General features: G+C 67.5%; 25 protein-coding genes and 1 pseudogene. 3 read left to right on the forward strand and 23 right to left on the reverse strand.

The genetic code is table 11. The features are described 5' to 3' along the window. Positions 1 to 11: 11 nt before the first annotated feature. Complete coding sequence (locus AMYHA_RS22940; protein WP_034274475.1) at positions 12 to 215, reverse strand: helix-turn-helix domain-containing protein; 204 nt, start codon at positions 213 to 215, stop codon at positions 12 to 14. Further along, positions 215 to 1,066: a DUF2975 domain-containing protein gene (locus AMYHA_RS22945; RefSeq protein WP_157362354.1), complete on the reverse strand. Its 852-nt coding sequence runs from the start codon at positions 1,064 to 1,066 to the stop codon at positions 215 to 217. The genes AMYHA_RS22940 and AMYHA_RS22945 overlap by 1 nt, the downstream gene beginning before the upstream one ends. A gap of 213 nt (positions 1,067 to 1,279) precedes the next feature. Here AMYHA_RS22945 and AMYHA_RS22950 point away from each other — a divergent pair, with 213 nt between their 5' ends. Next, positions 1,280 to 2,506: an acyl-CoA dehydrogenase family protein gene (locus tag AMYHA_RS22950; protein ID WP_034274479.1), complete on the forward strand. Its 1,227-nt coding sequence runs from the start codon at positions 1,280 to 1,282 to the stop codon at positions 2,504 to 2,506. Positions 2,507 to 2,547: 41 nt separating this feature from the next. Beyond that, a complete protein-coding gene (locus tag AMYHA_RS22955) occupies positions 2,548 to 3,369 on the forward strand; it encodes an SDR family oxidoreductase (protein ID WP_034274482.1) in 822 nt (273 codons plus the stop codon). Here the strand turns inward: AMYHA_RS22955 and AMYHA_RS26090 are convergent. The 16 genes and pseudogenes from AMYHA_RS26090 to AMYHA_RS23030 all read right to left on the reverse strand — a co-directional run bounded on the left by AMYHA_RS26090 (position 3,315) and on the right by AMYHA_RS23030 (position 20,273). Then, positions 3,315 to 3,836, reverse strand: coding sequence for a MarR family winged helix-turn-helix transcriptional regulator (locus AMYHA_RS26090; protein ID WP_169732973.1), 522 nt, complete (start codon positions 3,834 to 3,836; stop codon positions 3,315 to 3,317). The genes AMYHA_RS22955 and AMYHA_RS26090 overlap by 55 nt on opposite strands. Positions 3,837 to 4,017: 181 nt before the next feature. Further along, positions 4,018 to 4,533, reverse strand: coding sequence for a hypothetical protein (locus tag AMYHA_RS22965; protein ID WP_034274484.1), 516 nt, complete (start codon positions 4,531 to 4,533; stop codon positions 4,018 to 4,020). A gap of 10 nt (positions 4,534 to 4,543) precedes the next feature. Next, on the reverse strand, positions 4,544 to 5,164 hold the full coding sequence (locus AMYHA_RS22970) for a hypothetical protein (RefSeq protein ID WP_051400225.1): 621 nt from the start codon (positions 5,162 to 5,164) through the stop codon (positions 4,544 to 4,546). Position 5,165: 1 nt separating this feature from the next. Then, entirely contained in the window at positions 5,166 to 6,281 is a 1,116-nt protein-coding gene (locus AMYHA_RS22975; RefSeq protein ID WP_231104869.1) for an MCE family protein, read from the reverse strand. Continuing rightward, entirely contained in the window at positions 6,281 to 7,444 is a 1,164-nt protein-coding gene (locus AMYHA_RS22980) for an MCE family protein (protein WP_034274486.1), read from the reverse strand. The genes AMYHA_RS22975 and AMYHA_RS22980 overlap by 1 nt, the downstream gene beginning before the upstream one ends. Then, a complete protein-coding gene (locus AMYHA_RS22985; protein ID WP_034274488.1) occupies positions 7,441 to 8,601 on the reverse strand; it encodes an MCE family protein in 1,161 nt (386 codons plus the stop codon). The genes AMYHA_RS22980 and AMYHA_RS22985 overlap by 4 nt, the downstream gene beginning before the upstream one ends. Beyond that, a complete protein-coding gene (locus AMYHA_RS22990; RefSeq protein ID WP_034274490.1) occupies positions 8,598 to 9,614 on the reverse strand; it encodes an MCE family protein in 1,017 nt (338 codons plus the stop codon). The genes AMYHA_RS22985 and AMYHA_RS22990 overlap by 4 nt, the downstream gene beginning before the upstream one ends. Next, positions 9,611 to 10,600 (reverse strand): MCE family protein, encoded by a 990-nt coding sequence (locus AMYHA_RS22995; protein WP_051400494.1) that lies wholly within the window; start codon positions 10,598 to 10,600, stop codon positions 9,611 to 9,613. Before AMYHA_RS22995 ends, AMYHA_RS22990 begins: the two co-directional genes overlap by 4 nt. Positions 10,601 to 10,653: 53 nt before the next feature. Continuing rightward, on the reverse strand, positions 10,654 to 11,796 hold the full coding sequence (locus tag AMYHA_RS23000; protein WP_051400226.1) for an MCE family protein: 1,143 nt from the start codon (positions 11,794 to 11,796) through the stop codon (positions 10,654 to 10,656). Beyond that, positions 11,793 to 12,656 (reverse strand): MlaE family ABC transporter permease, encoded by an 864-nt coding sequence (locus AMYHA_RS23005; RefSeq protein ID WP_084037662.1) that lies wholly within the window; start codon positions 12,654 to 12,656, stop codon positions 11,793 to 11,795. Before AMYHA_RS23005 ends, AMYHA_RS23000 begins: the two co-directional genes overlap by 4 nt. A gap of 5 nt (positions 12,657 to 12,661) precedes the next feature. Next, on the reverse strand, positions 12,662 to 13,456 hold the full coding sequence (locus tag AMYHA_RS23010; protein WP_051400227.1) for an MlaE family ABC transporter permease: 795 nt from the start codon (positions 13,454 to 13,456) through the stop codon (positions 12,662 to 12,664). After that, entirely contained in the window at positions 13,453 to 14,490 is a 1,038-nt protein-coding gene (locus tag AMYHA_RS23015; protein WP_084037451.1) for an ABC transporter ATP-binding protein, read from the reverse strand. The genes AMYHA_RS23010 and AMYHA_RS23015 overlap by 4 nt, the downstream gene beginning before the upstream one ends. Before the next feature lie 11 nt (positions 14,491 to 14,501). Then, positions 14,502 to 16,217, reverse strand: a complete 1,716-nt coding sequence (locus tag AMYHA_RS23020) for an aldehyde dehydrogenase family protein (protein ID WP_034274492.1) — start codon at positions 16,215 to 16,217, stop codon at positions 14,502 to 14,504. Further along, positions 16,217 to 17,776, reverse strand: coding sequence for a GMC family oxidoreductase N-terminal domain-containing protein (locus tag AMYHA_RS28495; protein ID WP_034278526.1), 1,560 nt, complete (start codon positions 17,774 to 17,776; stop codon positions 16,217 to 16,219). The genes AMYHA_RS23020 and AMYHA_RS28495 overlap by 1 nt, the downstream gene beginning before the upstream one ends. A gap of 168 nt (positions 17,777 to 17,944) precedes the next feature. After that, a pseudogene (locus AMYHA_RS28500) lies at positions 17,945 to 18,766 on the reverse strand (alpha/beta hydrolase); the annotation flags it as partial. 13 nt (positions 18,767 to 18,779) lie between these two features. Continuing rightward, positions 18,780 to 20,273, reverse strand: coding sequence for a flavin-containing monooxygenase (locus AMYHA_RS23030; RefSeq protein ID WP_034274495.1), 1,494 nt, complete (start codon positions 20,271 to 20,273; stop codon positions 18,780 to 18,782). Between the two features lie 188 nt (positions 20,274 to 20,461). Here AMYHA_RS23030 and AMYHA_RS23035 point away from each other — a divergent pair, with 188 nt between their 5' ends. Beyond that, positions 20,462 to 21,088, forward strand: coding sequence for a TetR/AcrR family transcriptional regulator (locus AMYHA_RS23035; RefSeq protein ID WP_034274498.1), 627 nt, complete (start codon positions 20,462 to 20,464; stop codon positions 21,086 to 21,088). Positions 21,089 to 21,187: 99 nt separating this feature from the next. On the opposite strand, the gene AMYHA_RS23040 is transcribed toward AMYHA_RS23035, so the two are convergent. The 5 genes from AMYHA_RS23040 to AMYHA_RS23060 form a co-directional block, all read right to left on the reverse strand. Then, the gene (locus AMYHA_RS23040) at positions 21,188 to 22,486 is read right to left on the reverse strand and encodes a saccharopine dehydrogenase family protein (RefSeq protein ID WP_034278528.1); all 1,299 of its coding nucleotides are present in this window, start codon (positions 22,484 to 22,486) and stop codon (positions 21,188 to 21,190) included. 37 nt (positions 22,487 to 22,523) lie between these two features. Further along, positions 22,524 to 24,014 carry a flavin monoamine oxidase family protein gene (locus tag AMYHA_RS23045; protein ID WP_196776951.1) on the reverse strand — a complete coding sequence of 497 codons (1,491 nt, stop codon included), beginning with the start codon at positions 24,012 to 24,014 and terminating at the stop codon, positions 22,524 to 22,526. 88 nt (positions 24,015 to 24,102) lie between these two features. Beyond that, the gene (locus tag AMYHA_RS27245) at positions 24,103 to 24,543 is read right to left on the reverse strand and encodes an FAD-dependent oxidoreductase (RefSeq protein ID WP_051400228.1); all 441 of its coding nucleotides are present in this window, start codon (positions 24,541 to 24,543) and stop codon (positions 24,103 to 24,105) included. A 1-nt stretch (position 24,544) separates the two neighbouring features. Next, positions 24,545 to 25,450: an NAD(P)-binding domain-containing protein gene (locus AMYHA_RS28105; RefSeq protein WP_034274502.1), complete on the reverse strand. Its 906-nt coding sequence runs from the start codon at positions 25,448 to 25,450 to the stop codon at positions 24,545 to 24,547. A 24-nt stretch (positions 25,451 to 25,474) separates the two neighbouring features. Continuing rightward, positions 25,475 to 25,678, reverse strand: coding sequence for a hypothetical protein (locus tag AMYHA_RS23060; protein ID WP_034274504.1), 204 nt, complete (start codon positions 25,676 to 25,678; stop codon positions 25,475 to 25,477). Positions 25,679 to 25,685: the final 7 nt, after the last annotated feature.

The following is a 25,685-nucleotide window of genomic DNA, read 5'->3' on the forward strand; positions in this document are numbered from 1 at the left end:
CAGGACTGAACTCAATCGACGTACGTGAACAGGTCGCCGGGTTGGCAGTCAAGCTCTCGGCAGATGGCCTCGAGGGTAGCGAGCCGGACTGCTTTGGCTTTACCTGTCTTGAGGATCGACAGATTGGCCACCGTGATGCCGATCCGGTCGGCGAGCTCCGTGAGTGTCATCTTGCGCTCGACCAGCATCCGGTCGAGCCTGATCTCGATCGGCATCAGACCGTCAGCCTGCGTTCTGCCTCGATCGCGGCGCCGTGGCGGAAGATCTCGGCAACCAGGAGTATCAGCCCGCCAAGGGCAAGTTGCCCCAGATTCACGCCGCCCGGGTAGCCGGCAGAGCCTCCCGGCAACAGGTGCGGCGCGATCCCGAATGCCTCCCACGAGTATCCGAGTTGCCCGGCGCTCGCGAAGTGATCCAGTGCCGGTTCCAGGACGGAAACAGCGATCACCAGCCCTCCGATGCCCCGCAGATGTCGCACGGCGCGGTCGCTGAACGCTTCACCGGCGGCTGCCGCCGCGAGCAGCCGCCAGAGCAGGAGCAACAGCCCGCTGAGCACCGCCAGGCCGATCACGCTTCTGGCGACCGTGGCCGCGACGAGGGGGCTCCAACCGCCTGTCGTGGCGAGCTCGACCTCACCCCTGAGCGTCGCGTGCGTCGGCCGTACGTCCGCGTCCTGGCGGCGAAGCACCTCCTGGCCCGACTCGGCATCCTCGTGCACGAAGAACCTGAAGCAATCGCGGGAGGAGTTCTGCGCGGTGATATCGGCCGTCTGGCACACATCCGCCCCCAGCCCGACCGGCATCGAGACCGCGCTCCGGGCGGAGAACGGCCCAACATCGATCTCGACGGGGTACGTCACCTTGCCCGTCAGCGCTAGGACGCCGATCACCGCTGTCGTCACCGCAGCCGCCGCCATAAGTGCGCCGGCGACCAGGGCGACCCAGCCGCCGATCCGGAACGCACGTCGGATCATCATACCGTGGCCTCTCATGGCGTCTTTCGATGCGGATTTATTGAAAAACGATAATACTATATCGTAAAACGATATGTCAGAGCGGCCGGACACCTGCAAGCTCTGGCCAGCCGATCGGCAGAAGCGGTCTTGCCACGTCAGACCTAGTCTCAGGCACTGGCAAGCGGGAACTCCTCAGCCTGGCTCGACGGGAACGACTCCCGCCAACGGCCGTCGACCGTCTGGAACGGCGTCCACCTCTGCGCGTCCCCTGTTGCGGTAGTTCGCATACTTAATCGTACGTATTACGAATGATATGCTGCGCTCATGAGTAACGTTCCCGCACGTCAGGCCAACCAGCTGTTCCACGACCTGCTCTCCCCGCAGGAATCCCAGGAGGTTCGCGCTCGGGTCCGCGCCGTCGCCGAGAAGGTGGTCGCACCGCGAGCCGCCGCGATCGCGAACGGCGACGAGCGCACCGAGGGCTTCCCCCGCGACGTCTTCGATGCCCTGGCCGCCGACGGTGTTTTCCGGATCCCGTTTCCCGCCGATGTCGGTGGCGAGGGACTGACGCATCCCGCTTCGGCCACGGCGGCGGCGATCGAGGAACTGGCCTACTTCTCCAGCAGCGTGGCAGCGGTGTTCGATGTGCATTGCATCCTCGCGGGGACGGCGCTCAACCAAGGCACCGACGCCCAGCGGCAGCGCTGGCTGCGGCAGGTCGCCGACGGCAGCATCGTGGGCGCGTTTGCCACCACGGAACCGGACGCCTCCAGCGACCTGTCCCCGCAGGCGGTGCGGACCGTGGCTACCCGTACCGCGAACGGCTGGCGGCTCAACGGCCACAAGCGGTGGATCTCCAACTCCCCGGTCGCCGGGTTCATCGTGACGCTAGCCCGTACCGGTGAACGGCTAAGCATGTTCATCGTCGACACCACACTGCCTGGCGTACGGGTCGGCACCCCAGACCGCAAGATCGGCAACCGGGGCCAGCTCACCGCCGACGTCACCTTCACTGACGTCGAACTGTCCGACGAGGACCTTCTCGGTGGCGTCGAAGGCCAAGGGCTCAAGCACGCGCTGGCCACGCTGACGTTCGGACGGATCGGCATCGCCGCCGCTGGCGTCGGCATGGCGCAGGCCGCCTTCGACCACACCGTCGCGCACCTGTCCCAGCGACGCGCCTTTGGCAAGCCGGTCGCGGCCAACCAGCACTGGCAGTTCCTGCTCGCTGAGCGCGCCACCGAGATCGACAACGCTCGCACCCTCTACACCAAGGCGGCACTCCGGCTGGATGCGGGAACCACGTTCCCTGAGCCCGAGGCGGCGATGGCCAAGCACTATGCCACTCGCCTCTCCGTGGACATGGCCCGCGACGCGGTACAGGCCTTCGGCGGACTGGGCTTCGCTCGCGAAGTCGGCGCCGACGGGACGCCTGGCCCGGTCGAGGCGATCTATCGCGACAGCAAGATCGGCGAGATCTACGAGGGCACCAACGAGATCCAGAAGTGGGTCATCGCACGCCAGGTCTTCGGCCGCGACATCACCGGTTAGCTGCCGCGCGAACGGTCCTGACAGGGAAGAGGAACCAACGCATGACCCGCACCCGCGCTGAAAAGACCATCCTCATGTCCGGTGGCAGCCGAGGAATCGGTCTGACCATCGCACTACGGGCAGCCCGAGATGGCGCCAACATCGCCCTGCTGGCCAAGACCGCCGAGCCGCACGCCACACTCGAAGGCACCGTCTACAGCGCCGCCCGCGACATCGAGGCCGCCGGTGGCCAGGCGCTGCCACTCGTCGGCGACGTGCGCTCCGACGAGGACGTCATGAGCGCGGCGAGCAAGGCCGCCGAGCGGTTCGGCGGCATCGACGTCGTGCTGAACAACGCCAGCGCGATCGACCTGTCCACCACTGAACAGCTCGAGATGAAGCGTTACGACCTCATGCAGGACATCAACACCCGAGGAACGCTCCTGCTCAGCAAGGCGGCGCTGCCGTACCTGCGCCAAGCCGCGAACCCGCACGTTCTCACCCTGTCCCCGCCGCTGAACCTCTCCCCCGCCTGGGTCGGCGCGCATCTCGGCTACACCCTGTCGAAGTACGGGATGAGCCTGTGCACCATCGGATTCGCCGAGGAGTGGCAGGCCGACGGCATCGCCGCGAACTCACTCTGGCCCCGCACTCTGATCGACACCGCCGCCGTACGCAACGTCGTCGGCGGCGCGAACCGGGCCCGCACACCACAGATCGTCGCCGACGCCGCGCATGCGATCCTCACCCGCGACGCCCGAGACTGCACCGGCAACCACTTCATCGACGACGAGGTGCTCGCCGACGAAGGCATGACCGACCTGTCGGCCTACCAACCCGCCGATGGTGAACCGGCGCTGGACCTCTTCGTCGATCCCGTGTGATCGCGAACTCGGTCGAACTCGGTGGGCAGCGCGGCCCCCTCGCTCAACCGCTCCAGCTGCTTGTGCAGTGAAGCGTGGGACCGCCGCGGAACATCGCTGAGCACCTGCTCGTCGAGTTCGGCAAGTATCGCGTTCGCCTTCGCCAGCGCGTCCTGGCCCGCATCGCTCAGATCGACCAGATACCGCCGCCGGTCCTGCGGGTCACGGGTGCGGACCGCGAACCCTAGCGCTTCGAGGTCGTCCAGGGTGCTGACCATGGTCACCGGATCGATCCGCAGGTAGGCCCCGAGAGCGAGCTGGTTCATCGCACCGTTGTCAGCCAGCGCCTGCAGCACGCTGTAATGCCGCACCCGCATACCCAGCTGGTCCAGCCGCTCCTCGGCCAGCCGATACACCACCTGGCCCAGTTTGACCAGCAGGCAGCTCGTGTGCGCGCCGATCCCTCCTGGCACCAACGACCCCGCCACCATTACTCCTACTTATCGTTCGCGATACGTACGAGTCCATGGTACGGGGCCCACCTCGAGACGTACGCCCCATAAGCGGCCATGCCCGTATTTGATCTCCTTTGCTCCCTGAGCTACCAAAATTCGTTCCGATTGTCCGGTTCTGATGGTCAGCCAGGGAGCAAAGTAGATCATCTTCGCCTCAGAGCACGGTTATGCCGATGATTTTCCAGCCGTCGTCGGTATGGAGCAGCTCAAGCTTAACGCGCGCGCCGCCGAGGCTGGGCTGGTCGGAGCCCTTCTTCTGACCGCGTTGGTTGGCGAAGACCAGTACCGTGGCGTGGTCGTCGCGCAGTTGCTGGACGCCGACCGATGCCACCGATGTGTCCATGGACAGCCCATCGTTGCGGGCCTGGGACAGCAACGGGCCGTAGAGCTTCTCGTACTGTGCGACCGCATCGCCGCGCAATGTCTGCTGCGCGGTGCGCTTGGTCGCCGCGACCGTGTCCGGCGTGAAGCTGAACACCTTATCGGTGATGCGCTGCGCTTGGTCGGCGACCGCGGTGGTGCGCGGCTGGTCGACGTGTGCGTAGTTGATCTCGCCAGGGCGTGGCTTGCTCTCGGCGGCGATACCGAGCGCGACGGCAGCCGCGACAACCAGAACAGCAACGACGGCCAGGGCTACGCGCGTCCGGGACGATCGTGCGGACTCAGCCATGCGGACCTCCCTACTTCTCGACGGCGACCGAGGACAGCCCACCCAGCCGCCATTCGCCGCCGACCTTGACCAGGTCGGCGATATAGCGGGCACGCTTGGTGGTCGGTTCCTCCTCGGCGGGCCGGACCTTGATGTCGAGGACGGCCATTAGGCGTGCCTCGCCCTTGCCGAGTTCGGTGAGCGCCGCCGCCACGAGGTGCGCTGTTGTCCTGGACTTGGCCTTGCGCACGGCGGCGATCAGGTCTTCCTTGCTGGCTGCCAACTGCTCGCGCAACATCCCGGTCGACGCCGCCTGCCAACGCGCGATGCCGTCCTCGGCGGTGCGGTGGTCCAGCGTGTTCAACGTGACGACGGCTCTGCCGCCTGCGGCGAGGGCCGCGTCACGCTCCTCGGCCGCTTCGTGGTCCGCGCCGCTCGCCGCGGTGGCCAGCCGGATGGCGAACCACACCGCGGCAGCGACCGCCAGCACGATCACTACTGCCAGGCCGACCGTGATCCATGATCGCCTGCCGCGATCCGTTCCACCGCCCGCGTCGGCATCGTCAGGCTCGTCAGAACTGTCGGGCTCATGAGCCGTCTCGGGCTCATCGGCCGTCTCAGGCTCGTCCGAGACGTCGACGTGGTTCGTCATGTCAACCACCGCTTCCGTGGGGTGCGTTCTGCGCACCACGCACCGAGGTGGGGCTGCCCGGTGGTTCGGCGCAGTGTGCGTCGGCGTTGTACGGCTGTGTCGTCGTGGCACTGCCCGGCCGCAGCGTGGTGCCCTCGTATCCCTTCGTGCACGGCATCGGGTCGAAGGAGTTGGTGACAAAGCCCAGATGCGCGGTGCCGTCGCCGGGCACGACGGTCGGCGCGACGGCCGTCAGGTGCGGGTAGCTGACCAGGATCTGCTCAACACCATCGAGGCGTCGCACTACGACGTCGGAGGTCGTCAGCAGGTTGGCCATAAGAGCGCTCAGGCCCGGCCCGGCGCCGCGGATGAGCTGGTCGAGTTCGGACGCGGCGCCGGGGCCGGTGGCCAGGATCTCCCGCAAGTCGGGATCGGACTCGCGCAGCTGCCCGGCGAGTCCACGCAGGTCCCTGGCGAAGGATCGGATGTTGTCGGCCTGATCCAGCTGGGTGCGCAGGACGGTCCGGCTCTTGCTGATCAGGTCGGTAGTCGCGGGCAGGTGCTCGATCGCGGTGTCCAGGAGCGCGTTACTCGAGTCTATCGAGGACGCCAGTGCGGGGCCGGTGCCGCGGGTGGCGGTGCCGAGTTCATCAACCACGGTGCGCAGCGAGTCGAGCGGCACACTGGTCAGCGTCCGATCCAGGTCGACGAGCACCCTGTGGATCGGGGGCGGGGTCGACGTCCGGGACGCGGCGATGACAGCCCCCTCGCGCAAGTAGGGTCCGTCGGCGGTGTCCGGCCGTAGGTCGACGTACTGCTCGCCGATGACTGACCGGTTTGTGATCACGGCCCGCGCGTCGGCCGGGATGGGCGGTGCCGACTCGTCGATGCGCAGTTCGACGGCGGTGCCTTCGGCAGTGAGACGCATGTCCTCGACCGTGCCGACCGAGACTCCTCGGTAGGCCACCGCGGCGTCAGGGAATATCCCGCCGGTCTCGGTCAGGTTGACGGTCACCTGGTAGCCGTCAAGGCCGACCAGCCCGCCGAGGCCGACGTACCGGATCGCGGCGTAGGCGACGCCGAGCACCGAGATGATCACGAATACCGCGACCTGGATGCGCACGCGTCTGGTCAGCATCAGCCGCCACCTCCCAGCAGTGACATCGGGTCGCCGAGCAGCTCCGGCGACCCGCTGCCGCCGGTCAGCGGCAGCGGTGGATCGGGCGACGGATTCGGCGCCGGTGGCCCCGCCGAGCCGGGCGACCGCGTCGAACCGTCCGCTCCGTACGAGGAACGCGACGCGCCCGCGGTGAGGGTGCTCAGCAGGACGTCGAGGTTGGCCTGGAGCTTGACGTCGATGTTGGTGTAGTCGCCGCGGATGACGTCCATCGAGGCGTCGGTGAACGGGAAGGTCAGCAGCACCTCGAGCGAGCGTGGCAGGTGCTTGCCCGCTTGTGACAGCTTGCGCAGGGTCGGTGCGAGCGCCTTGAGATCGGCGATCATGTCCTCGCGGCTGCGCTCGATGGTGTCGGTGGCGACACCGGAAAGCGTGTCCAGCGAGCGCAGCATCGTGCGCAACTCCTTGCGCTGCGCGGCGAGCACCTTGATTCCGGGTTCGAGATCGGTCAGCGTCGTGTCGATGGTGTCGCGCTGCGCGGCGAGCGTCTTGCTCAGCCGGTTCAGTCCGGTCAGTGCGTCGGTGATGTCGCCGCGCTGGTCGTCGAGCTGGCCGACGAACTGGTCCAGGTTGGACAGTAGGCTCCTGATCTGCGCCTCGTTACCGGACAGCGCGGTGTTGACCTCACGGGAGATGGTGCGGATCTGGTCGATCCCGCCGCCGCTCAGCAACATCGCCAGCGCGCCGAGGATCTCTTCGACCTCCGGGTAGCGGTCGGTGCGCGAACTGTCGATGGTGTCGCCGTCGCGCAGCGTGCCACGCGGTTTCGCCGGGGCGGCGAGCTGGACGAACTTCTCGCCGAGCAGGCTGGACTGCACCAGCTGCGCGGTCGCGTTGCGCGGCAGCCGGATGTCGTCGTTGATCAACAAGGTGGCCTCGGCGGTCCAGCCGTCCGGAGCAACCTCGATGCGCTCCACCCGACCGACCGCGACGTCATTGACCTTGACGTCGGACTGCTGCACCAGGTCCAGGACGTCGGCGAAGTGCGCTGTCACCCGGTACGGGTTGGCGCCCACGTCGGCTCCGCCCGGCAGCGGCACGTCGTGCATACCCTTGAATCCGCAGCCAGTGACGGCCACGGCGACAGCCATCAGGACCGCGGCGAGGCGGGTACGGGTGCTCATCGCTCACCTCCCGGCACCAGGGGCAGTTCGAGATCTCCTTGCTGTGCTTGGGAGAGCAGTTCGGCGGCGGAGGGCGGCCGCGCTGAGTCGTCGACGATGTCGGCGATCTGACCGCAGGCCCGTCGCAGCACGTCGGGCACGTCAGACGGCTGGTGTTCGCGGATCAGCCCGCAGACGGTGACCAGCGGTGGCTCGGCCAGTTCGTTGAGGTTGCCGCGAACGTGCAGCCTGCCGGTTTTGGCGTCGTAGGCGTTGATCAGGTTGTTCAGCGCGGCCGGTGCGACGTCGAGGATCTCGGCGAGCGCGCCGCGCTGGTCGACCAACGCACGACTGGCCTTGGCCAATTTGTCCACATTGGACTTGATGAGACCGCGATTGTCCTTGACGAACGCCTTGACGTCCGCCAGCGCCACCGCGGAGGTTCGCAATGCCGATGCGAGCTTACCCTTCTCGTCGTCGAGGAATCCGACGACGTCGGCCAGCCGGGTGGTCAGCTCGCGGACCTGGGCATCACTTTCGGCCAGGGTCGCCACGAAGGTCCGCAGATTGCTCACCGAGCCGAACAGGGCCTCCCGGTTGTCGGACAGGGTCGCGGCCAGGTTGCTGATCCGGTCGAGTGTCTCGTTGATCGTGCGGCCGTTGCCGTCCAACGCATCGGCGCCGGTGTCCAGCAGCCGGGAGAGTGACCCGTCGGCATTGGCGCCGTCCGGCCCGAGCGCGGTGGTGAGCTGCTGGACGCTGGCCAGCAGCTCATCCCACTCGACAGGGGTGACCGTACGCGAGCGCGGGATCGTCGAGCCGGACTTCATCGTCGGGCCATTCCGGTATGGCGGGGTGAGCTGCACATACCGGTCGGCGACCAGGCTGGGCGCGATGACCAGCGCCTCCGCGTCGGCGGGGATGTCGATGTCGGAGTCGACGGTCATCTCGACCCTGACGTCGCGCCCCTGCGGATGCACGGCGACGACCTCGCCGACGGCGTAGCCGAGGATCCGCACCTCCGAGCCTTCGTAGACGCCGACGCCATTACCGAACAGCGCGGTGATCCTGTGCTGCCCGTTCTGCGCGGAGATGGTCCATGCCGCCGTGGCGGCGATGAGCAACACCGCGATGGCCAACGCAAGGCGGGAGGACAGCGTCTTGTGCGGGATCTTCATCGTCCACCCCCGGTGTGTGGCGGTTTGCAGCCGCCGGAGTTGAGGTCGAGCAAGTCGAGGTTGACGTGCGGGGACAGCAACCCACACACGTAGGTGTCGAACCACCTGCCGTTGCTCAGGGTGTTGGCGAAGAGCCGATAGAACGGCGCGAGGTTCTCCAGACCACGGCTGAGGTTGCGCTGGTTGCGCTCCAGGACACCCGCGACGCTGTCCAGCTTGCGCAGCGCCGGGTTGAGCTGACGCTGGTTGTCGGCGACGACACCGCTGAGCTGCTGGCTGAGCTCGCGGACGCCGACGAGCATCTTCTCGACCGCCTGCTTGCGTGCTTGCAGCTCCCGCATCAGCAGCGACCCGTCACCAATCAGGGCGCGCAATTGCTTGTCGCGGGCAGCCAGCGTGCCGGTCACGACCCGGGTGTTCGACAGCAGCCGCTCGAGCTCACGGTCGCGGCTGGCGACCGTCTCGGACAGCTTCGACAACCCGGACAGAGCCTCGCGGACCTGCTTACCGGATCCGGCGAACGTCTCGGAGATCGTGTCGAAGCTCTTGGCGAGCTGCTCGGTGTCGATGTCGGTCACCGTGCGCCCAAGCTGGTCAAGTGCTTCGCTGGCGTCGAAGGGCGAGCGGGTCCGCGCGCCAGCGATAACGCTGTCCGGGTCTTGCGGCTGGTCTCCCTTGGGCTCCACGGCGAGGTACTTCTGACCAAGCAGGGTCTTGATCTCGATGGACACCGTGGAGGCGTCGCCGACGTCGAGATCCTTGACACGGAAGTCGACGGTGACTTTGTCGCCAGCAAGTCCGATGTCGGTGACCTTGCCGACCCGCACCCCGGAGGTGCGGACTTCGTTGCCCACCCGCAGCCCGGCGACCTCGGCGAACTGGGCGGAATAGGTCGTGCCACCGCCGATGATCGGCAGGTCGTCGGAGTAGAAGGAGATCGTGAGCGCCACGACGACGCCGAGCACGCCCAGCACGCCGATCCGCACGGGGTTTCGTTCGGTGAAGGATTTCATCGGACACACCTCGGTGACTGCTCGGCCAGCGGCGTCGGGTACACCTGCTGCTCGATGTCCAGCGAGGGGATCGTGACCTTGCCGGAGCTCTGGCACAGGTAGAAGTTGAACCACGATCCGTAGGACGCGGTCGGGGTGATCGTGGCGACCTTGCCGGGCAGCCGCTGCAGAAACCGCTCGACGGTCTCGTTGTTGTCGTCGAGCAGGGTCGTCAGCGAGCGCAGCCCCGCGATGTCTCGCTTGAGCGGCTCGCGTGCCTCGCGCAGGAACCCGGCGGTCGTGCGGGTGAGATCCCCGACCGCGTCCACCGCCTCCCCGATCGGCTTGCGGTCCTCCGCCAGTCCGCTGACGTACCGCTGCAAGGTCGCCAGCAGGTCGGACAGGTCGTCGTTGCGGGCGGCGATTTGGCCCATAACGGTGTTGAGGTTCGTCACGAGCTCGCCGATGACCCGATCTTTCTCGGCCAGGGTCGTGGTCAGCGACGCGGTGTGTGCGAGCAGGCTGCGAACCGTGCCGCCCTCGCCCTGCAGCACTTGGATGATCTCGTAGGACAGCGTGTTGACGTCGTCTGGATCAAGCGCCGCGAACAGTGGTTTGAAGCCGTTGAACAGCTCGGTGAGGTTCAACGCCGGTGCGGTGTGGTCGAGCGGGATCAGACCGCCGTGCGGCAGCGGAGCCGCCTGCTTATCGGGCCCGGGGGTCAACGCGATATAGCGCTGGCCGACCAGGTTGCGAAACTTGACGGTCGCGCGGGTGTCCGCCGGGATCCGCCTGCCCTCGTCCAGCGAGAACTCGACCTCGGCACTGCCGTCGGGAGCGAGGCCGATTTCCTCGACCTGGCCGACGCGCACCCCGCCGATCCGCACGTCGTCGCCCGAGTGGACCGCCGTGACATCGGTGAACCGGGCGCGGTAGCTGTCGGTGGACTGCAGGCCGGTGTTGGCGATGGTCAGGGCCAGCAGTGTGGTGGACACGACGGTGACCATGACGAACGCGGCGACCTTCAGCAGTGTGGGAACCAGGTGACGACGCACGGCACTCACCCCTCTCCCTTGACGAGAGGGCCCGCTGGAGGTTCGGTCGAGCCGTCCTTGATCTTGCCGCCCGGCGGGTGCTGCGGCGCGCGGCCGGAGTAGGAGTAACAGGCCGGTCCTCGCTTGTCCGCATACCGCGGCTCGTCGCGGCCGGGCTGGTACTTCCCGCGCGGCTGCACGATCGCGACGTTCAGGTGCAGCTTGTGGTCTCCTGCCTCCTTGCCCCAGACCTCGTCGAGCCGCCCGCGGATGTCGTCGAGCTGCCGGTAGAAGCACGGGAACTCCGGGGCGTAGCGCGCCAGCAGCCGCAGCGTCGGCCTGCTGACCTTCGCCAGATCGACGACGTTGTCTCCGTTGGCCACCAGGAACTCGCGCGCGTCGTCGGCGGTGGTTGTCAGGGTGATCAGCAACTCCTGTAAGTCGTCCTGTTGCCGCAGCACGGTGCGGCTGGTGCGGCTGAGGTCGTCCAGCCCACGCAGCAGGTCCGGGGCGGCGTCGGCGTAGACGTCGGAGAGCTCGGCCAGCGACCGGAGGTTCTCGGTCAGCTCCGGCACGGACGGGTTGAGCTCGCCGAGGTAGCGGTCCAGCTTGACCAGCACCGCGCCGAGCCGCTCGCCGTTGTCGTCCAGCGCGGTGGCCGTCAACGTCAGGGTGGTGGCCAGCTGATCCGGCTTCACCGCCGTCAGCAGCGGCATCAGGTTGTCCAGCACCCGGTTCAGCTCGACCGTGGCCTTCGAGCGATCCTCATGGATAACGTCCCCGTTTTCGATCGCGTCGGCCGGCCGCGCGGGCATGAGCAGGTCGACGTAACGCTCCCCGAACAACGTCTTTGACAGTAGCCGAGCGGTGACGTTGCTCGGCACCATGTGGGTGTGGTCGGGGTCAAGGGCGAGCCGCAGCGTTACCCCGTCGGCGGCCGCGTCCACGGACCGCACCTCCCCGACCCGCACGCCCCGGATTTTGACGTCGGCGTGCGGCACGAGTTGGCTGCCAGCCCGCTCCGCCCGCAGGTCGACGTGGACCGCCTGCGTGAAGACCTGGCGGTAGACGAGCACGGTGAACACCAGGAACCCCACCACGCCAAGCAGGAACACCACGCCGAGCGCCCGGCGTGCGAGCGTGGGCAGCTCGCCTCTCTCGTTACTCATCCGGCCACCTTCACCCCGGTCGATGTGCCCCAGATCGCGAGGCTGAGGAAGAAGTCGAGGAAGACCACCAGCGTCACCGAGGTCCGCACGGCGCGCCCGACGGCGGCACCAACGCCCGCGGGGCCGCCGCTGGCGTAGTAGCCCTGATAGCAGTGCACGCCGATGATGGCCACCGCGAACACCAGCACCTTCCCGAACGACCAGAGCACGTCCTCAGGCAGCAAGAACAGGTTGAAGTAGTGGTCATAGGTGCCGACGGACTGGCCGTAGAACAGCGTGACCATGAACCGGGAGGCCGCGTACGACGACATCAGGCCGAGCACGTACAGGGGTATGACCGCGATGGTCCCCGCGATGATCCGAGTGGTGACCAGGTACGGCAGGCTGGGGATACCCATGACCTCCACCGCGTCGATCTCCTCGGCGATGCGCATCGCACCCAGCTGCGCGGTGAACCCGGACCCGACGGTGGCGGCCAGCGCGATCGCGGCGACCAGTGGCGCGACCACGCGGGTGTTGAAGTACGCCGAGACGAAACCCTCCAACGCGGCCACACCCACCTGGTCCAGCGCGGCGTAGCTTTGCAGCCCGACAACGGTGCCGACGAAAAAGGACAGCCCCGCCATCACGCCGACCGTGCCCCCGATCGCCGTCAGCGCCCCGCTGGAGAAGCTGACGTCGGCGATCAGCCGGACTATCTCCTTGGGATACCGGCGCACCGCGCGCGGAATCCAGGCGAGCGCGCGCACATAGAACCAGAGCTGGTCACCGTAGGCGTCGAGCGAGCGACCGGGACGTCGGGCCAGCGTCGCCGCGCGAGACTTTCGCTTGGTCTCCGGGGATTGGACAGTCATTGTCATCGAGGTCATCCCACCTTCGGCGGCACGACCTGCAGGTAGATCGTGGTGAGAATCCAGTTGATCAGGAACAGCAGCAGGAACGTGATCACCACCGACTGGTTGACCGCGTCCCCGACACCCTTCGGCCCGCCACGCGGATTCAACCCGCGGTAGCAGGCGATGATCGCCGCGACGAAACCGAACAGCACTGCCTTGATCTCACTGATCCACAGGTCCGGCAGCTGCGACAGGGCGTTGAAGCTGGCCAGGTAGGCGCCAGGAGTGCCGCCTTGCAGGAACACGTTGAACGAGTAGCCGCCGACGACGCCGACGATGCTGACGAAACCGTTCAACAGCACGGCGACGAACACCATGGCCAGCACGCGCGGGACGACCAGCCGCTGGATCGGATCGACGCCCAGCACGCGCATCGCGTCGATCTCCTCACGGATGGTGCGCGCGCCGAGGTCGGCGCACATCGCGGACCCGGCCGCACCGGCGATCAGCAGTGCCGTCGCGATGGGTGCGGCCTGCTGCACGGTCGCCAGGACACCGGCGGCCCCGACGAACGACTGCGCGCCGACCTGCTGGGTCAGCGACCCCAGCTGCAACGCGATGGTGGCGCCGTACGGAATGGACACCAGCGCGGTCGGCACGATGGTCACCCGGATGACGAACCAAGCCTGAGTCAGGAACTCCTCGAACTGAAATGGCCGCCGCGGCAACAGGCGCAGGACCTCAAGGCCAAGGGCGAACGCCCGCCCGATCTCGCTCGCGGCCGTCGTGGCGGCCGAACGAGCCTTGGTCGCGACGGCGGTCATCGGGCACCCCCGACACCGGTCATCTGGTGCGGTCGGACGCCGTAGCGCTGCCGGTCCTGTTCGGACAGTGATTCGATGATGCCTTCTTGGGCTGCGGGTGGCAGGGTGTGCAGGATCTGCATGACGCGGTCTTTGCGGCGGCGCTCGCCCTTGCGGTCCGGCAGGCCGGGGGTGGGCAGGATCTGTGGGACGATGCCGCGGACGTCTTCGGTGCCGCCGTGGTGGTGACCCGCGTCAGCCATCGCCTGCTCGGCGGCCATCTGCGCGGTGTCTTTCTCCTCGGACATGCCGATCGGGCCGAGCCGCTTACCGTTGAGGAACTGCTCCACCACCGGCTCCTCCGAGGTCAGCAACACCTCACGAGGCCCGAACATGATCAGCTCCTTGCGGAACAACATGCCCAGGTTGTCCGGCAGCGTCCGCGCCAGGTTGATGTTGTGGGTAACCACCAGGATCGTGGCGTCGATCTGCGCGTTCAGATCAATCAGCAGCTGCGACAGATACGCGGTGCGCACCGGGTCGAGACCGGAGTCCGGCTCGTCGCACAGGATGATCTCCGGGTCCAGCACCAGCGCCCGCGCCAGCCCGGCGCGCTTACGCATACCACCAGAAATCTCGCCGGGCAGCTTGCCCTCGGCACCCGAGAGACCGGTCATCTCCAGCTTCTCGAGCACGATGCGCTTGATCTCGGACTCGGACTTCTTGGTGTGCTCCCGCAGCGGAAAGGCGACGTTGTCGTAGAGGTTCATCGACCCGAACAACGCGCCGTCCTGAAACAGCACACCGAACAGCTTGCGCACCTCGTACATATCGCGCTCGGAACACTGCACGATGTCCGTGCCATTGATGACGCACTTACCCGAGTCGGGCTTGAGCAGGCCGATCATCGACTTCAGGAAGACCGACTTTCCGGTACCAGACGGGCCGAGCATCGCCGACACCTCGCCGGGCGGCAGCGTCAGCGTCACATCACGCCAGATGTTCTGGCTCCCGAAGGACTTGGTCAACCCCTCAACAACCACCTCGGCACCCATCGGACCTCCAATCAGCCGCGCAGCGCGGACGCGAAGATCCTCGGCAACGCGGACCAGCGGGGCTTGGCGGCGAAGTCGGTGAGAAGACGACCCGTGGTGGCCGCGGTACGGTTGGTGACGAACCACGGCGGCTTGGGCGACAGGGACATCTCCCCGTGCAAAACCGATCGGGGCGCCGGTCGGAACGGGCCTCGCACGACGGTGCGTTCCGGCCCGTCCAGCAGCACGGCGTTGTGCACGACGCCGATGCCGCTCTGCACGTCGTCGAGGGTGTGGCCGGGGAAAGCGCCCCAGGTGGCGGTCGCGGTCAGGTAGCCGACGCCGGTCCAGGCGTTCACCGCGACGGTGCCATAGCGGAGTTCGGCGATCGCCTCGTCGAGCACGGAGCCCAACTTGGCGATGGTGCGCGGGTGCGCGATGAGATTCGCACCAAGCGTGCCGGTGAACTTCTCGTTCGCGGTGACGACCGCCGCATCGAGGAACCGCCGGGTGTCGCCGGGCAGTTCGAGCACAGCGAGGACAGGGGCGAAGTACTCGGTCGTCAGGGCAGGACCTGGCTTATCGGGGTCGAGGTTCGTGATCAACACCCGGCCGTCGCAGACGTGTTCCGCGTCGGCGTACGACTCGACGGCCTGGGCCACCCGCTCGTCGCTGCCCGGATAGTAGGCGGGACGAGCAGGGGCATCGGACAGTGCCGCGCGCAGGTGCGCCAGGAACCGGTCCTTCTGCGGCCAGTCGGAGCTGACCACGACAACCTGGCTCGCCACGCAGTTGTAGCCGCCGTTGTGCAGCCGCTGGGTGGCGATGTGCTTGGCCTGGAACCGTAGATCCGCCTCGGACCACTCGCCCGGAACCACGATCGTCGGGGACACGCCGCCCAGTTCGCTGGTGACCGGCTTATCCAGCAGCGGAGACCCGGCCTTCTTGCGGGCAGCGCCTTCCGTGCCGGTACCGAAGACGATCGCGTCGTGGGTCGCGGCGCTGCCGGTCATGTGGACGTGGCTGGTCTTCGGGTGATGCACGAGGTATGTCCCGACGTCGGCACCGCCGGTCAGGATGCGGACCGCGCCGAGTTCGATGAGCGGGGCCAGCACGCGGCTGAAGACGTCGCAGAGACCGTCGGTGACCGGGTTGAGTTTCAGGGCAACGACCCGGTTGTGTGCGTACAGCTCATACAGGACGTCCAGGATCGGAATCGAGGTGATGTTGCCCGCGCCGAGGACCACGCCCACGCCCTGTGTGTCGGCAGGACTGCGCAGGCCAAGGCCCGCTCGGCCACGCACCGTCTCCTCCGTGACCCCGGGCGGCAGCCACACCTCGGCGCTGAACCCGCTCAGCAGCAATCGATCCCACACGCTGTGTGGCAGGACACTGACCGAGACGCGCCCGCCAGGTGCACGGCCAACGGTGAAGCCGTCCACGGGGCTACTGCCTTCCTCGAGGGCCTTGATGCTCGCGGCGAGCGCGCCCGCCGACGTCAGCACCGGATACGGTCCGGTAATCCACTCCTCGCCAACGAGCGGGCTGTGCTCTGGCACTCGCTTGTACGCGACGGCCGCACGCGCCCATGCGTCCGCGTGTTCAGCGGCGACCGCGTGCACCTGCTCCAGCAGCTCGCGCCGCTTCGCCAGGCCACAGGCAGCCCAGGCGGTCTCACCGCGGACCAACTCCTCGACGGCTTCGTCGATCACGGCCACCTGGTCGGTGGACGGCAGCGACGTCGTCATCACGCGACTCCCTTGATGAGGTCGGCCGCCTTCTCCGCAGCCATGATCGTGGGCGCGTTCGTGTTCCCGCGCGGAACCGTCGGGAACACCGAGGCGTCGACGACACGCAGACCCGGCACGTCGAACACACGCAGCTCGGGGTCAACGACCGAACCGATCGCGCACGTCGACGTCGGGTGATACAACGTCTGCCCGGCTCGTTGCGCCCAGGCAAGCACGTCCTCGTCGGAGTCCGAGGCGGGCGCGTCACCAAACGGTCCGGTCACGACGTCGGCCACCGCGGACTGCGCAGCGATCTCCCGCGCGATCCGGATTCCGGCGACGATGCAGTCACGGTCCTCGGCAGTCATCAGGTAGTTGTGCACGATCCGGGGCGCGGCGTCCGGGCGCGGCGAACGCAACGTCACCGCGCCGCGACTGGTCGGGGCCACCACGCACGGACCGAAGGCGAAGCCGTGCTCGGTGGGCGCACCAAGGCCCTCCTGGTGGAACAACACGGCAGCGGCATGGAACTGCACGTCCGGGGCGTCCAAGCCATCCCGGCTGCGGAAAAAGCCGCCCGCCTCACCGATGTTGGACGTCAGCGGGCCGCGCCCCTCGCTCTGCAGTAGCACGGCGTTGTCCGGACTCGCCGCGGTCATCAGCGACTCGACATCGGTACGGAAGTTCAGCAGCGTCATGTAGTGGTCCTGCAGGCCCTCGCCGACCGGCAGGTCGCGGACGACGTCGATACCGAAGGCGGACAGCGACGCGGCGGGCCCGACCCCGGACAGCATCAGCAGCTTCGGGGACTCGTAGGCGCCAGCGGACAGGATCACCTCACGTTCGGCGCGGACGGTCTCGACCCCGCCGCCGCGCTCCACCTCGACACCCGTCGCTCGGCCACCCTCGATGACCACGCGCTGCGCGCGAGCGGACGACAGCACGGTGAGGTTCGGCCGTTCGAGAGCAGGGTGCAGGTAGGCGACGGAGGTGCTGCAGCGCATGCCGCCGCGCTGCGTCAGCTGGTACCGCCCGACGCCGAACTGCGTCTCGCCGTTGAAGTCGTCGTTCCTCTTGTGGCCCGCCTGTTCGGCAGCGTCCACAAAGGCCGACGCCAGTGGGTGCTCTGACCGTCCGTCACTGACCGTCAGAGGCCCGCCGACACCGTGGAACTCGTCCTCGCCGCGCTGGTTGTCCTCGGAGCGCCGGAAATACGGCAGCACGTCGGTATACGACCAACCGGTGGCCCCTGCCGCTGCCCAGCCGTCGTAGTCGGCGCGATTACCCCGGATGTAGATCATCGCGTTCATCGAGCTGGAGCCGCCGAACATCTTGCCCCGAGGTAGGTAGGTCCGCCGACCGCCGATCCCGGGCTCCGGGTCGGAATCGAGGTCCCAGTCGAGGTCGCTCTTGAACAACTGCGGGAACGCGACGGGGACGTGGACCTCTTCCGCGGTGTCTGGGCCACCCGCTTCGATCAGCGCCACCTGTACGGTGGGGTCTTCCGACAGCCGCGCCGCCAGGACGGCACCCGCCGACCCCGCGCCGACGATGACGTAGTCGTAACTACTGCTCATGGCTTCTCCCTTGGTTGAAGGACTGGTCGAGGTGCTGGGCGCGGTATCCGCCGACGCCGGACGCCGGGGTGAACGCGACGGCTCGAGGGTGTGGCGGAGGAAGTCGAGCTGGTCAGCCAGCACCTTCTGCTGCCACGGCCCGTGGTAGACGTCGAAGTGGTCGACCGGATACTCGATCAGTCGCGCCCGCTGTCCCGCCTTCTCGGCGGTCCGGCGCGCCGCATCGGGAGGCGCGACGCTGTCGTTGGCACCGACCTGCATCAGGACCGGGCAGGTCACGCGGGCCGCGAAGGTGGTGGGCCGGTTCAACCCGACCTTCAACGCCGCGCGGGCATGCACCTCGTTGCGCCAGGTAGGCCCGGCCAGCGCGGCACAGATGTTTTCGGCGTCCGGGGTGGGGATCACCGCCGCCGAGCCAGGAACACCCACGATCGGCACCTGGTGCGCCCCCTGCCCGGTCAGGGCACGAGCAACGTCGAGCAGCCCGTGCCGGGTCGCGCGCAGCAACCGACCAACCCCGCCGGAGCGCGCGATATGCGCCAGTGTGGCGAGGCCGTCCGTCGCGGGTGTCATCGCGACGACCGCCGCGATGCGCCGGTCCTGTGCCGCGACCGCGATAGCATGGCCGGCGGAGTACGACGTCCCCCACAACACGATCCGGTCGGGGTCGACGCCCGCCTGGTGCCGGGCAGCCGCGATGGCCGCGTGGTAGTCCTGCCGCTGACGACGAACCGAGACGTCCTGACGGGGTGCGCCCTCGGAACTGCCGAAGCCCCGGTAGTCGAAGAGGAACACGTCGATACCGGCGTGGGCGAAGGCCTTGGCGTAGTCGAGCAGACCGGCGTCGCGGGTGCCGCCGAAGCCGTGCGCCATGACCACGCACGGTCGTCCGGCGGCACCGGCCAGCGCCTCGCTCTTGGCCGGGAGGTGCCAGGCAGCGCAGCGGACGCCGTGGCTGGGGAAGGTGATCTCGGTGGTCCGATTGGTCATGCCTTCGCTCCGATCAGGACGCCAGCGCGGGAGACTGGATGGTGGTGAAGGTGAGCGCGCTGTCGTCGACGGGTGCGTCGCGGAGCCGCTCGACGTCCTTTTCGTACGCGTGCTCAACCGTCCACGGGTCTCGTGTCCCTGCCCACGGGAAGTTGGCGATTCCTCGTTGGACGTAACCCGCGGTTAAGTCCATGTAGGGCACGCGCTCCATGTGCGGTGCGTCGAGCACCGGTTGGACGGTGTCGTAGCCGTGGGAGTCCATGTAGTCGAGCAGTCGGCAGAAGTGTTCGCAGACCAGGTCGACCTTCAACGTCCAGGAGAGGTTCGTGTAGCCGAGGGCGAACACCAGATTGGGCACGCCGGCGAGCATCATCGCTTTGTACGGCGCCCTGTCCGGGACGTTCACGGCCTGCCCGTCGACGCTGAGCTGGATCTTGCCGAACGGCGCTATGTTGAGCCCCGTCGCGGTCACGATGATGTCGGCGGCCAGTTCTTGGCCCGACTCGAGCTGGATGCCCGTCGTGGTGAACCGTTCGATCCGGTCGGTTACGACCGAGGCCCGTCCGGCCGAGATGGCCTTGAACAGATCGCCGTTCGGAACGATGCACAGCCGCTGGTCCCACGGCTTGTAGTTCGGGGTGAAATGGGTGTCGACGTCGAAGTGCTGGGGCAACTGTCTGCGCACCGCGGCGATCAGCAGCGTGCCCATCAGTTTCGGAGCGCGCCGACACGCCTTGAAGAGGCCTCGGGTGAGCATGATGTTCTTCCGCCGGATCACCCGGTGCGCGCGCTCGTAGCCGAGCACCGTGTTCAGCGCGTTGGCGATCGGATCTTCGGCAGGCAGCGACAGCACATAGCTCGGTGAGCGCTGCAGCATGGTGACGTGGCCTGCCTCGTCTGCCATCGCTGGGATCAGCGTGACCGCGGTCGCGCCGCTGCCGATCACCACGACGCGCTTGCCCGAGTAGTCCAGCTCCTCCGGCCAGTGCTGCGGGTGGATCACCGGGCCGTCGAAATCCTCGACACCGCTGAACTCTGGCGTGTACCCGGCCTCGTAGTCGTAGTAGCCGGTCCCCAGGAACAGGAACCGCGCCGTGAACGTGACGTTCTTACGGCTGCCGGATCGCTTGGCGGTGACGGTCCACAGCCCAGTTGCCGAGGAGAACTCCGCGCTGAGTACGCGGTGACCGAGACGGATGTGGTCGTCCAACCCGTTCTCGGTGATCGTCTCCCGCAGGTAGTTCTTGATGACGTGCCCGTCGGCGATCGCCTCGCGGTGGGTCCACGGCTTGAAGCCGAAGCCGAAGGTGGGCATGTCCGAGTCCGACCGGATACCGGGGTACTGGAACAGACTCCACGTACCCCCGATCTCGTTGCGCCCCTCAAGAATCGCGAACGACGTACCTGGGCGCCGCGCCTTGAGATGACTAGCCGCACCAATCCCCGAGATTCCGGCACCGATGATCAACACATCGACGTGCTTGGCCTGCGTCCGGCTCCTGCTCATACGGGTTGCCACTGAAGTCTCCGAGTCCTCGTTCCGACGCTGTCGCCGTGTCACGCGGTGAGTCCGCAACCTGCGTCGACGAAGCGAACGATAGATTAACTAAATCTCGAATCGAGTTTGACTTTATGGTGCGAGTCACGTTGCTGTCAACCTCTCGTCGACCCCACACGCTGATACGATTTCGAATCATGTTCGAGAAAACGTCGACCGCGGAGGCGCCCGCACGACCGGGCGCGGTCCTGCAGCGCCGCGGTGTAGAGCGGGTGCAGGCCATCCTCAACGCCGCTGAGGAACTACTCGCTGAGCAGGGATACCAAGCCGCCACTCTCAAGGCGGTCGGTGAACGGGCTGGTATCCCGACCGCGTCGGTCTACCACTACTTCGCCGACCGGCATCAGGTCGAGACCAAACTCATGCAACGCCATCTCAGCGCACTCGGCGAGCGCGTCGACGCTGCGTTTGACGACCCCTCGCTGCACACAGTTCGCGATGGTGTCGACGCCACTATCGACCCGATGCTCGACTACTTCCGCGAGTTCCCAAGCTGTGCCGAGCTGTGGTTCGCGGGGCGCCATGAGGAACTTGCCGAACTGGTGCAGACGTTCGACAGGGCGAAGGCAGAGCGACTCTGGCACCTGTTCATCGACCGGAATCTCCTCGCGGCCGACACCCCGCTTCGCGTCCTGCAGCTCGCCTTCGAGGCAGGCAGCCGACTGTTCGACATCGCCTTCCAGGCCTCCCCCACCGGCGACGAGTCCACGATGGACGAAGCACGCCGCCTCGTCACCGCCTACCTCGAGACGTACGCCCCGTAAGCCCCGCGCCGCCGTCAGGCCGGAGATACCGGCCCCGATGACGACGACGCACGCCGAAGCCGCCCGCGGCGGCTTCGGCGTGCACAGGGGTCACCTGGGTCATGCGCCTGTCGCTGCCACCGGCGCCGGGCGCGACACGGCCGAACTCGGTGTCACGACCGACTCGACAATCTCGTGGGGCTGAGCCCCGGTCAGCTCCAGCTTGGCGTAGAAGGCCTCGGGGTCGGCCCAGTCCTCCGGCGCCAGCACGCCCGCCAGGCCACCTAGGCCGTCGAGCGCGAGCATCATGAACGCGGCGGTGGCGGCACCGGTCATCGCGGCCATGCTGGTCACGAAGGTGCCTGGGCCACTGACCGGCAGGCGGCGGACGGAGACCACGCGTTGTCCGTCGCGAGTGCCGGTCAGGCGGGTGTAGTTGATCCCGCGGTAGGTGTAGTGCTTGCGGCGAAGGCCATCGGCGAGGTACCGCAGCACCTCGCCGCGTCCTACCTCACCGCGACGCACCTGGCCCCAGATACCGGCCAGCGCGTGGCGCCAGCCCTTCGCGTTGCCGCGGCCGTCGGTCATGATGTCGTCGAGGAAGTCGATGGCCTCTTCCATCGTCATCGCGCCCTTCTGCACCGCGACGCCGATGCCACGCAGGATGCCGTTCACCGGCTGCGGGTCCAGCGATCCGAGGACGCGGATCCGCTGCGCGTCCGGCCAGCGGCGGGGCATGGTCACGGCTTCGGGATGGGCGGACTCATACAGGCGGAAGTCGCCGAGCGTGTTGCCCAGCGGCAGAACGTCGGTCTCGACGAACGTCTCGTGCATCACCCGCTGCCCGTGTTCCCAGGTCACGCAGGGCCCCGCGGCGATGTGCACCGCGTGCTCCAGCACCGCGCGGCCGTACGGGTGCGGCCGCTCGTCCCCGGTCACCCAGCAGACGTCGATGCGCTCGACGGTGTCGAGGTCACGTGCGGCGTCGGCGGTCATCACGTTGGTCAGGCCGGGAGACGCGCCGCAGCCGAGCAGGATCGGCACGCCAGCCTTCCGCGCGCGGTCGTGGAGGGCGAGCGCGGCCTCGGTGCTCTCGACGTCGTCGTCGAAGTCGAGGTAGGGAGCCTTGGCTTCGAGGCACGCCTCGATGACCGGCTCGGACGTACGGATGTAGGGCCCAGCACCCAGGACGACGAGCGCGGCGCCATCGACCACCTTGCGGAGATCCGTGCGGTCGAACAGATCCAGTCGCCGGGTCGTGGCCCGCCCGGCGGGCAGGCTCCTGGCCAGTGACTCGAGCGTTTCTGGTCGGATGTCACACAGCTCAAGCTTCCAGTCGCCGCCCGCCTTGGCGAAGCGCTCGATCGCCACGCGGCACATCTCGCCCGCGGCTCCAATGAAGACGATTCGCTTGGTCATGGTTCTCCTCGATTTCTTGTTGGTGGTGCTGCCGTTGTCAGAGCGCATCGCGAACCTCCCGCGCGGCGCGCTCGGCGGCCCGGACCGCGCCGTCCATGTAGCCGCCGTTGATGTCGCCCGTTTCCGTGCCCGCCCAGTGGATCGGGCCCACTGGCTCACTGACGGCGTTCGTGTATCGGGTGGTGACGCCGGGTGCCCGCGTGGCGATGCACCCGTTGATCCAGGGCTCGTCGACCCAGTCCTTTTCGAGGTAGTCGATGGGGTGCGCCGCCTGCTGCCCGAACAACGTGGTGAGCGCGTTGAGGAACGCGCCCCGGCGGGCGTCGCGATCGCTGAGGATCGCTTCGTTCCACTTGAGACCGTCGCCCGCGCCTGCCGTGCCGATGAAGGTCAGCAGGATGCCGAGGCTGCCGTCGGGCGGCGAGTTGTCGATGACGTAGGGTGCGATCGGAATGTCGGTCAGCGCCTGCCCACTGAAGCCCATGTCACGCCAGAACGGCGTGTCGTAGACCGCGAACAGCTTGCTCATGGTGCCGTTGCGCCACTTGGTCTGCAGAACTCCGCGTCGGATCGGAAGCTCCGGTGTGAAGGCGATGCGATCGGCGTCCGCCGGTGTCATCGCGATGATCACGCGTTGGCATCGTGCCTCGACGCGCTCCGAGGTCACGACGACGCCGCCGTCCTCCTGCCGGATCTCGGTGACCGGCGAGTCGAGAACGACCCGCCGTCCGAGGTTCTCCGCCATCCGCCGCGAGATCAGCTCGGAGCCACCGACGATGCGCGACTCCTGTGCGCCGCCGGTCACGGTGAACATGTGCTCGATCCCGCCGGACGCCCGGATCATCTGCAAGGACCGCAGGAAGGACGTCTCGTGCAGGTCCTCACCGAAGATGGTGGTGAATCCCAGCGTCAGCAACCACTTGGCCTCGGCGCTGACCGAGTTCGAGTCGATCCACCCCCCGAAGGTCATGCCGTCCCAGGTGAGGGCGTTGTCGGCCGTCCACGGCTTGTCGACCGGGACGGTCGAGGCCATCTGCTCCAGCCTCTCCTGCATCTGGGTGAAGTCCACGATCGCGTCCGGTCCGAGCGGCGGGATGGTGCCCGAGGTGTAGGTCTGCTGGTTGCCGTCGCGCAGGTAGATGTGGTTGCCGTCGATGTAGGTCTTGAACGTCTTCAGGCCGAGCTCGTCGATCAACGCGAGGACCCGGTCCTGACCCGGCCCGACGTACTGTCCGCCTGCCTCGGTGATCACCCCGTCGGCGACGTCCATATTGATCGCCCGGCCGCCGACGTGGTCGCTCGCCTCAAGCACCAGGACTGACCCAATTCCGGATTGGACCAGGCGGCGTGCCGCCGTCAAGCCGGAAATCCCGGCACCGACGACGACCACGTCGGCAGTGGTACGCGACGCCGCAGCAGCGGCGGGCATCGGTCCCGAGGTGAGTCCCACGGCGGCAGCGGCCCCGCCGGCCACAAGCACTCCGCGCCGCGACACCTTGCCTGCGCTGTGATTCCCAGTATCGCTCACGAGTCACTCCTTACTAGATATCGAATCAATATTGAGTTTGTCGATGCTGGTCAGCTCGACGCTGTGACGCCGAGGCGCGGTACGGGCCTCACTCCGCCCTGCGGTGCAGGCGATCCGACATCCGGTCGACCGCCCACATGGCGCGCAACGCCGGAGCGCTGAAGATCGGTGCGGGAGCGAATCGCGGCCGCTGTCGCCACACGGCGCGGAGGTCCTCGTGGAGCTCATCGCCAGCGAGCCGGTCACCGAGCAACGTGCCGAGGTACGGCGCCTGGGCGAGGCCGTGGCCGTTGCAGCCGATGGTGTAGAAGACGTTCTTCGCGGCCTCTCCTGCGACCGGCAACCACGGCGGTGTCATCGCGATCCACCCTCCCCACGCCCGCTCCAGTGCGACGTCGCGCAGCGACGGGAACCGGGTGTGGAAGCCGCGAGCGATGTCGCAGGTGAGCTCGCCCTCGAGCGCCGACGTGACATCAGTGAGCGGATCTACCCAACCAGACGCTGAGTAGGTGGCTACCTCCCTAGCCATGTCACACCGCCTCGGCCTGCTCGGCGGTCGCGACCTTGGCTTGGGCAGTGAATCCGAGCGTTCCCAGGCCAGCCGCCTTGGCTGTCGCCAGGTTCTCGACGGCAGCTCCCAGGAGCCGGGCCCGCTGGCCCGATCGCCGCATGACGGCCAGGGCGGCCCCTGCCGCTTCGGCATACGTGTCGATAGTCGCCTGGTCTGTCGCGTGCCCGTCGCTCACGATCGCCGCGGCCGCGTCCACATTGCCCTTCCGAAGGCCGTCGATCGTTACCTGGGTGATCGCGTCCAGCACCTCGGTGGCGACACCGTGGCTGAGCACATACGTCGCTGCCTCGACGTAGGCGCTGAGCGCCGAAACGTAAAACCCCCCAACGACCCCGACGTTCAACGCGCTCGCGTCCGTCACCTGCTCGGACACGTACGCCGATGATCCAGCGAGACTCCTGAGCGTCTTCTCGTGCTCGGCCCACGCGGCCGACGACCCCGAGTAGAGAATCGCGCCCCCGGGGGTGCCGATGTCCTGGGGATAGCAGACGATGGACCCGTCGAGGTACTCGGCCCCTCGCTTCGCGGCCCAACTCTCCATCACGGTGGCCTCGTACGGCGCGCCGGTCGCGAGGTTGATCAGCGTGGTTCCGTGCCAGTCCGCGATCGGATCGAGCGCGGACAGCGTCGCTTCGTACGTCGTCAAGCAGGCGACGATCAACGGCGCCGATGCCACGGCGTCATCGACCGCCCCAACGGGCCTGATCCCGTCATCGGCGAGCGCTTCGGCCCGCTCGGGAGTCCGGTTCCACGCCGCGACCGAGTACCCGCTCCTCGCGAACGCCCGCGCGAGCGCCGCACCCATCGGTCCACAGCCGAGGACCGCGACGTCGTGATCCGATGAGCCGCCGTTGGGGTCAGTCATGTCGACCTCCGTTGTCTCGTCATGTCACCCGCCGACTTCCGGCAGTGCGCGGTCTCGACCACCGGCCGTGCCCTTCTCGCGTGTGTCATCCGGCGGCGACCTGCGCACGTGTCGCTGGCCCACAATCACGTCCTTGAGCGTTCCCGCCAGCCAACCGACGAGCGGCATCAGCACCGGTGACAGCAGCAGCGCTACCAGCGGCAGGAAAAATCTGAGGAATTCGGCCATTGGCCTG

Source organism: Haloechinothrix halophila YIM 93223, from assembly GCF_000504245.1.
GTDB lineage: Bacteria > Actinomycetota > Actinomycetes > Mycobacteriales > Pseudonocardiaceae > Haloechinothrix_A > Haloechinothrix_A halophila.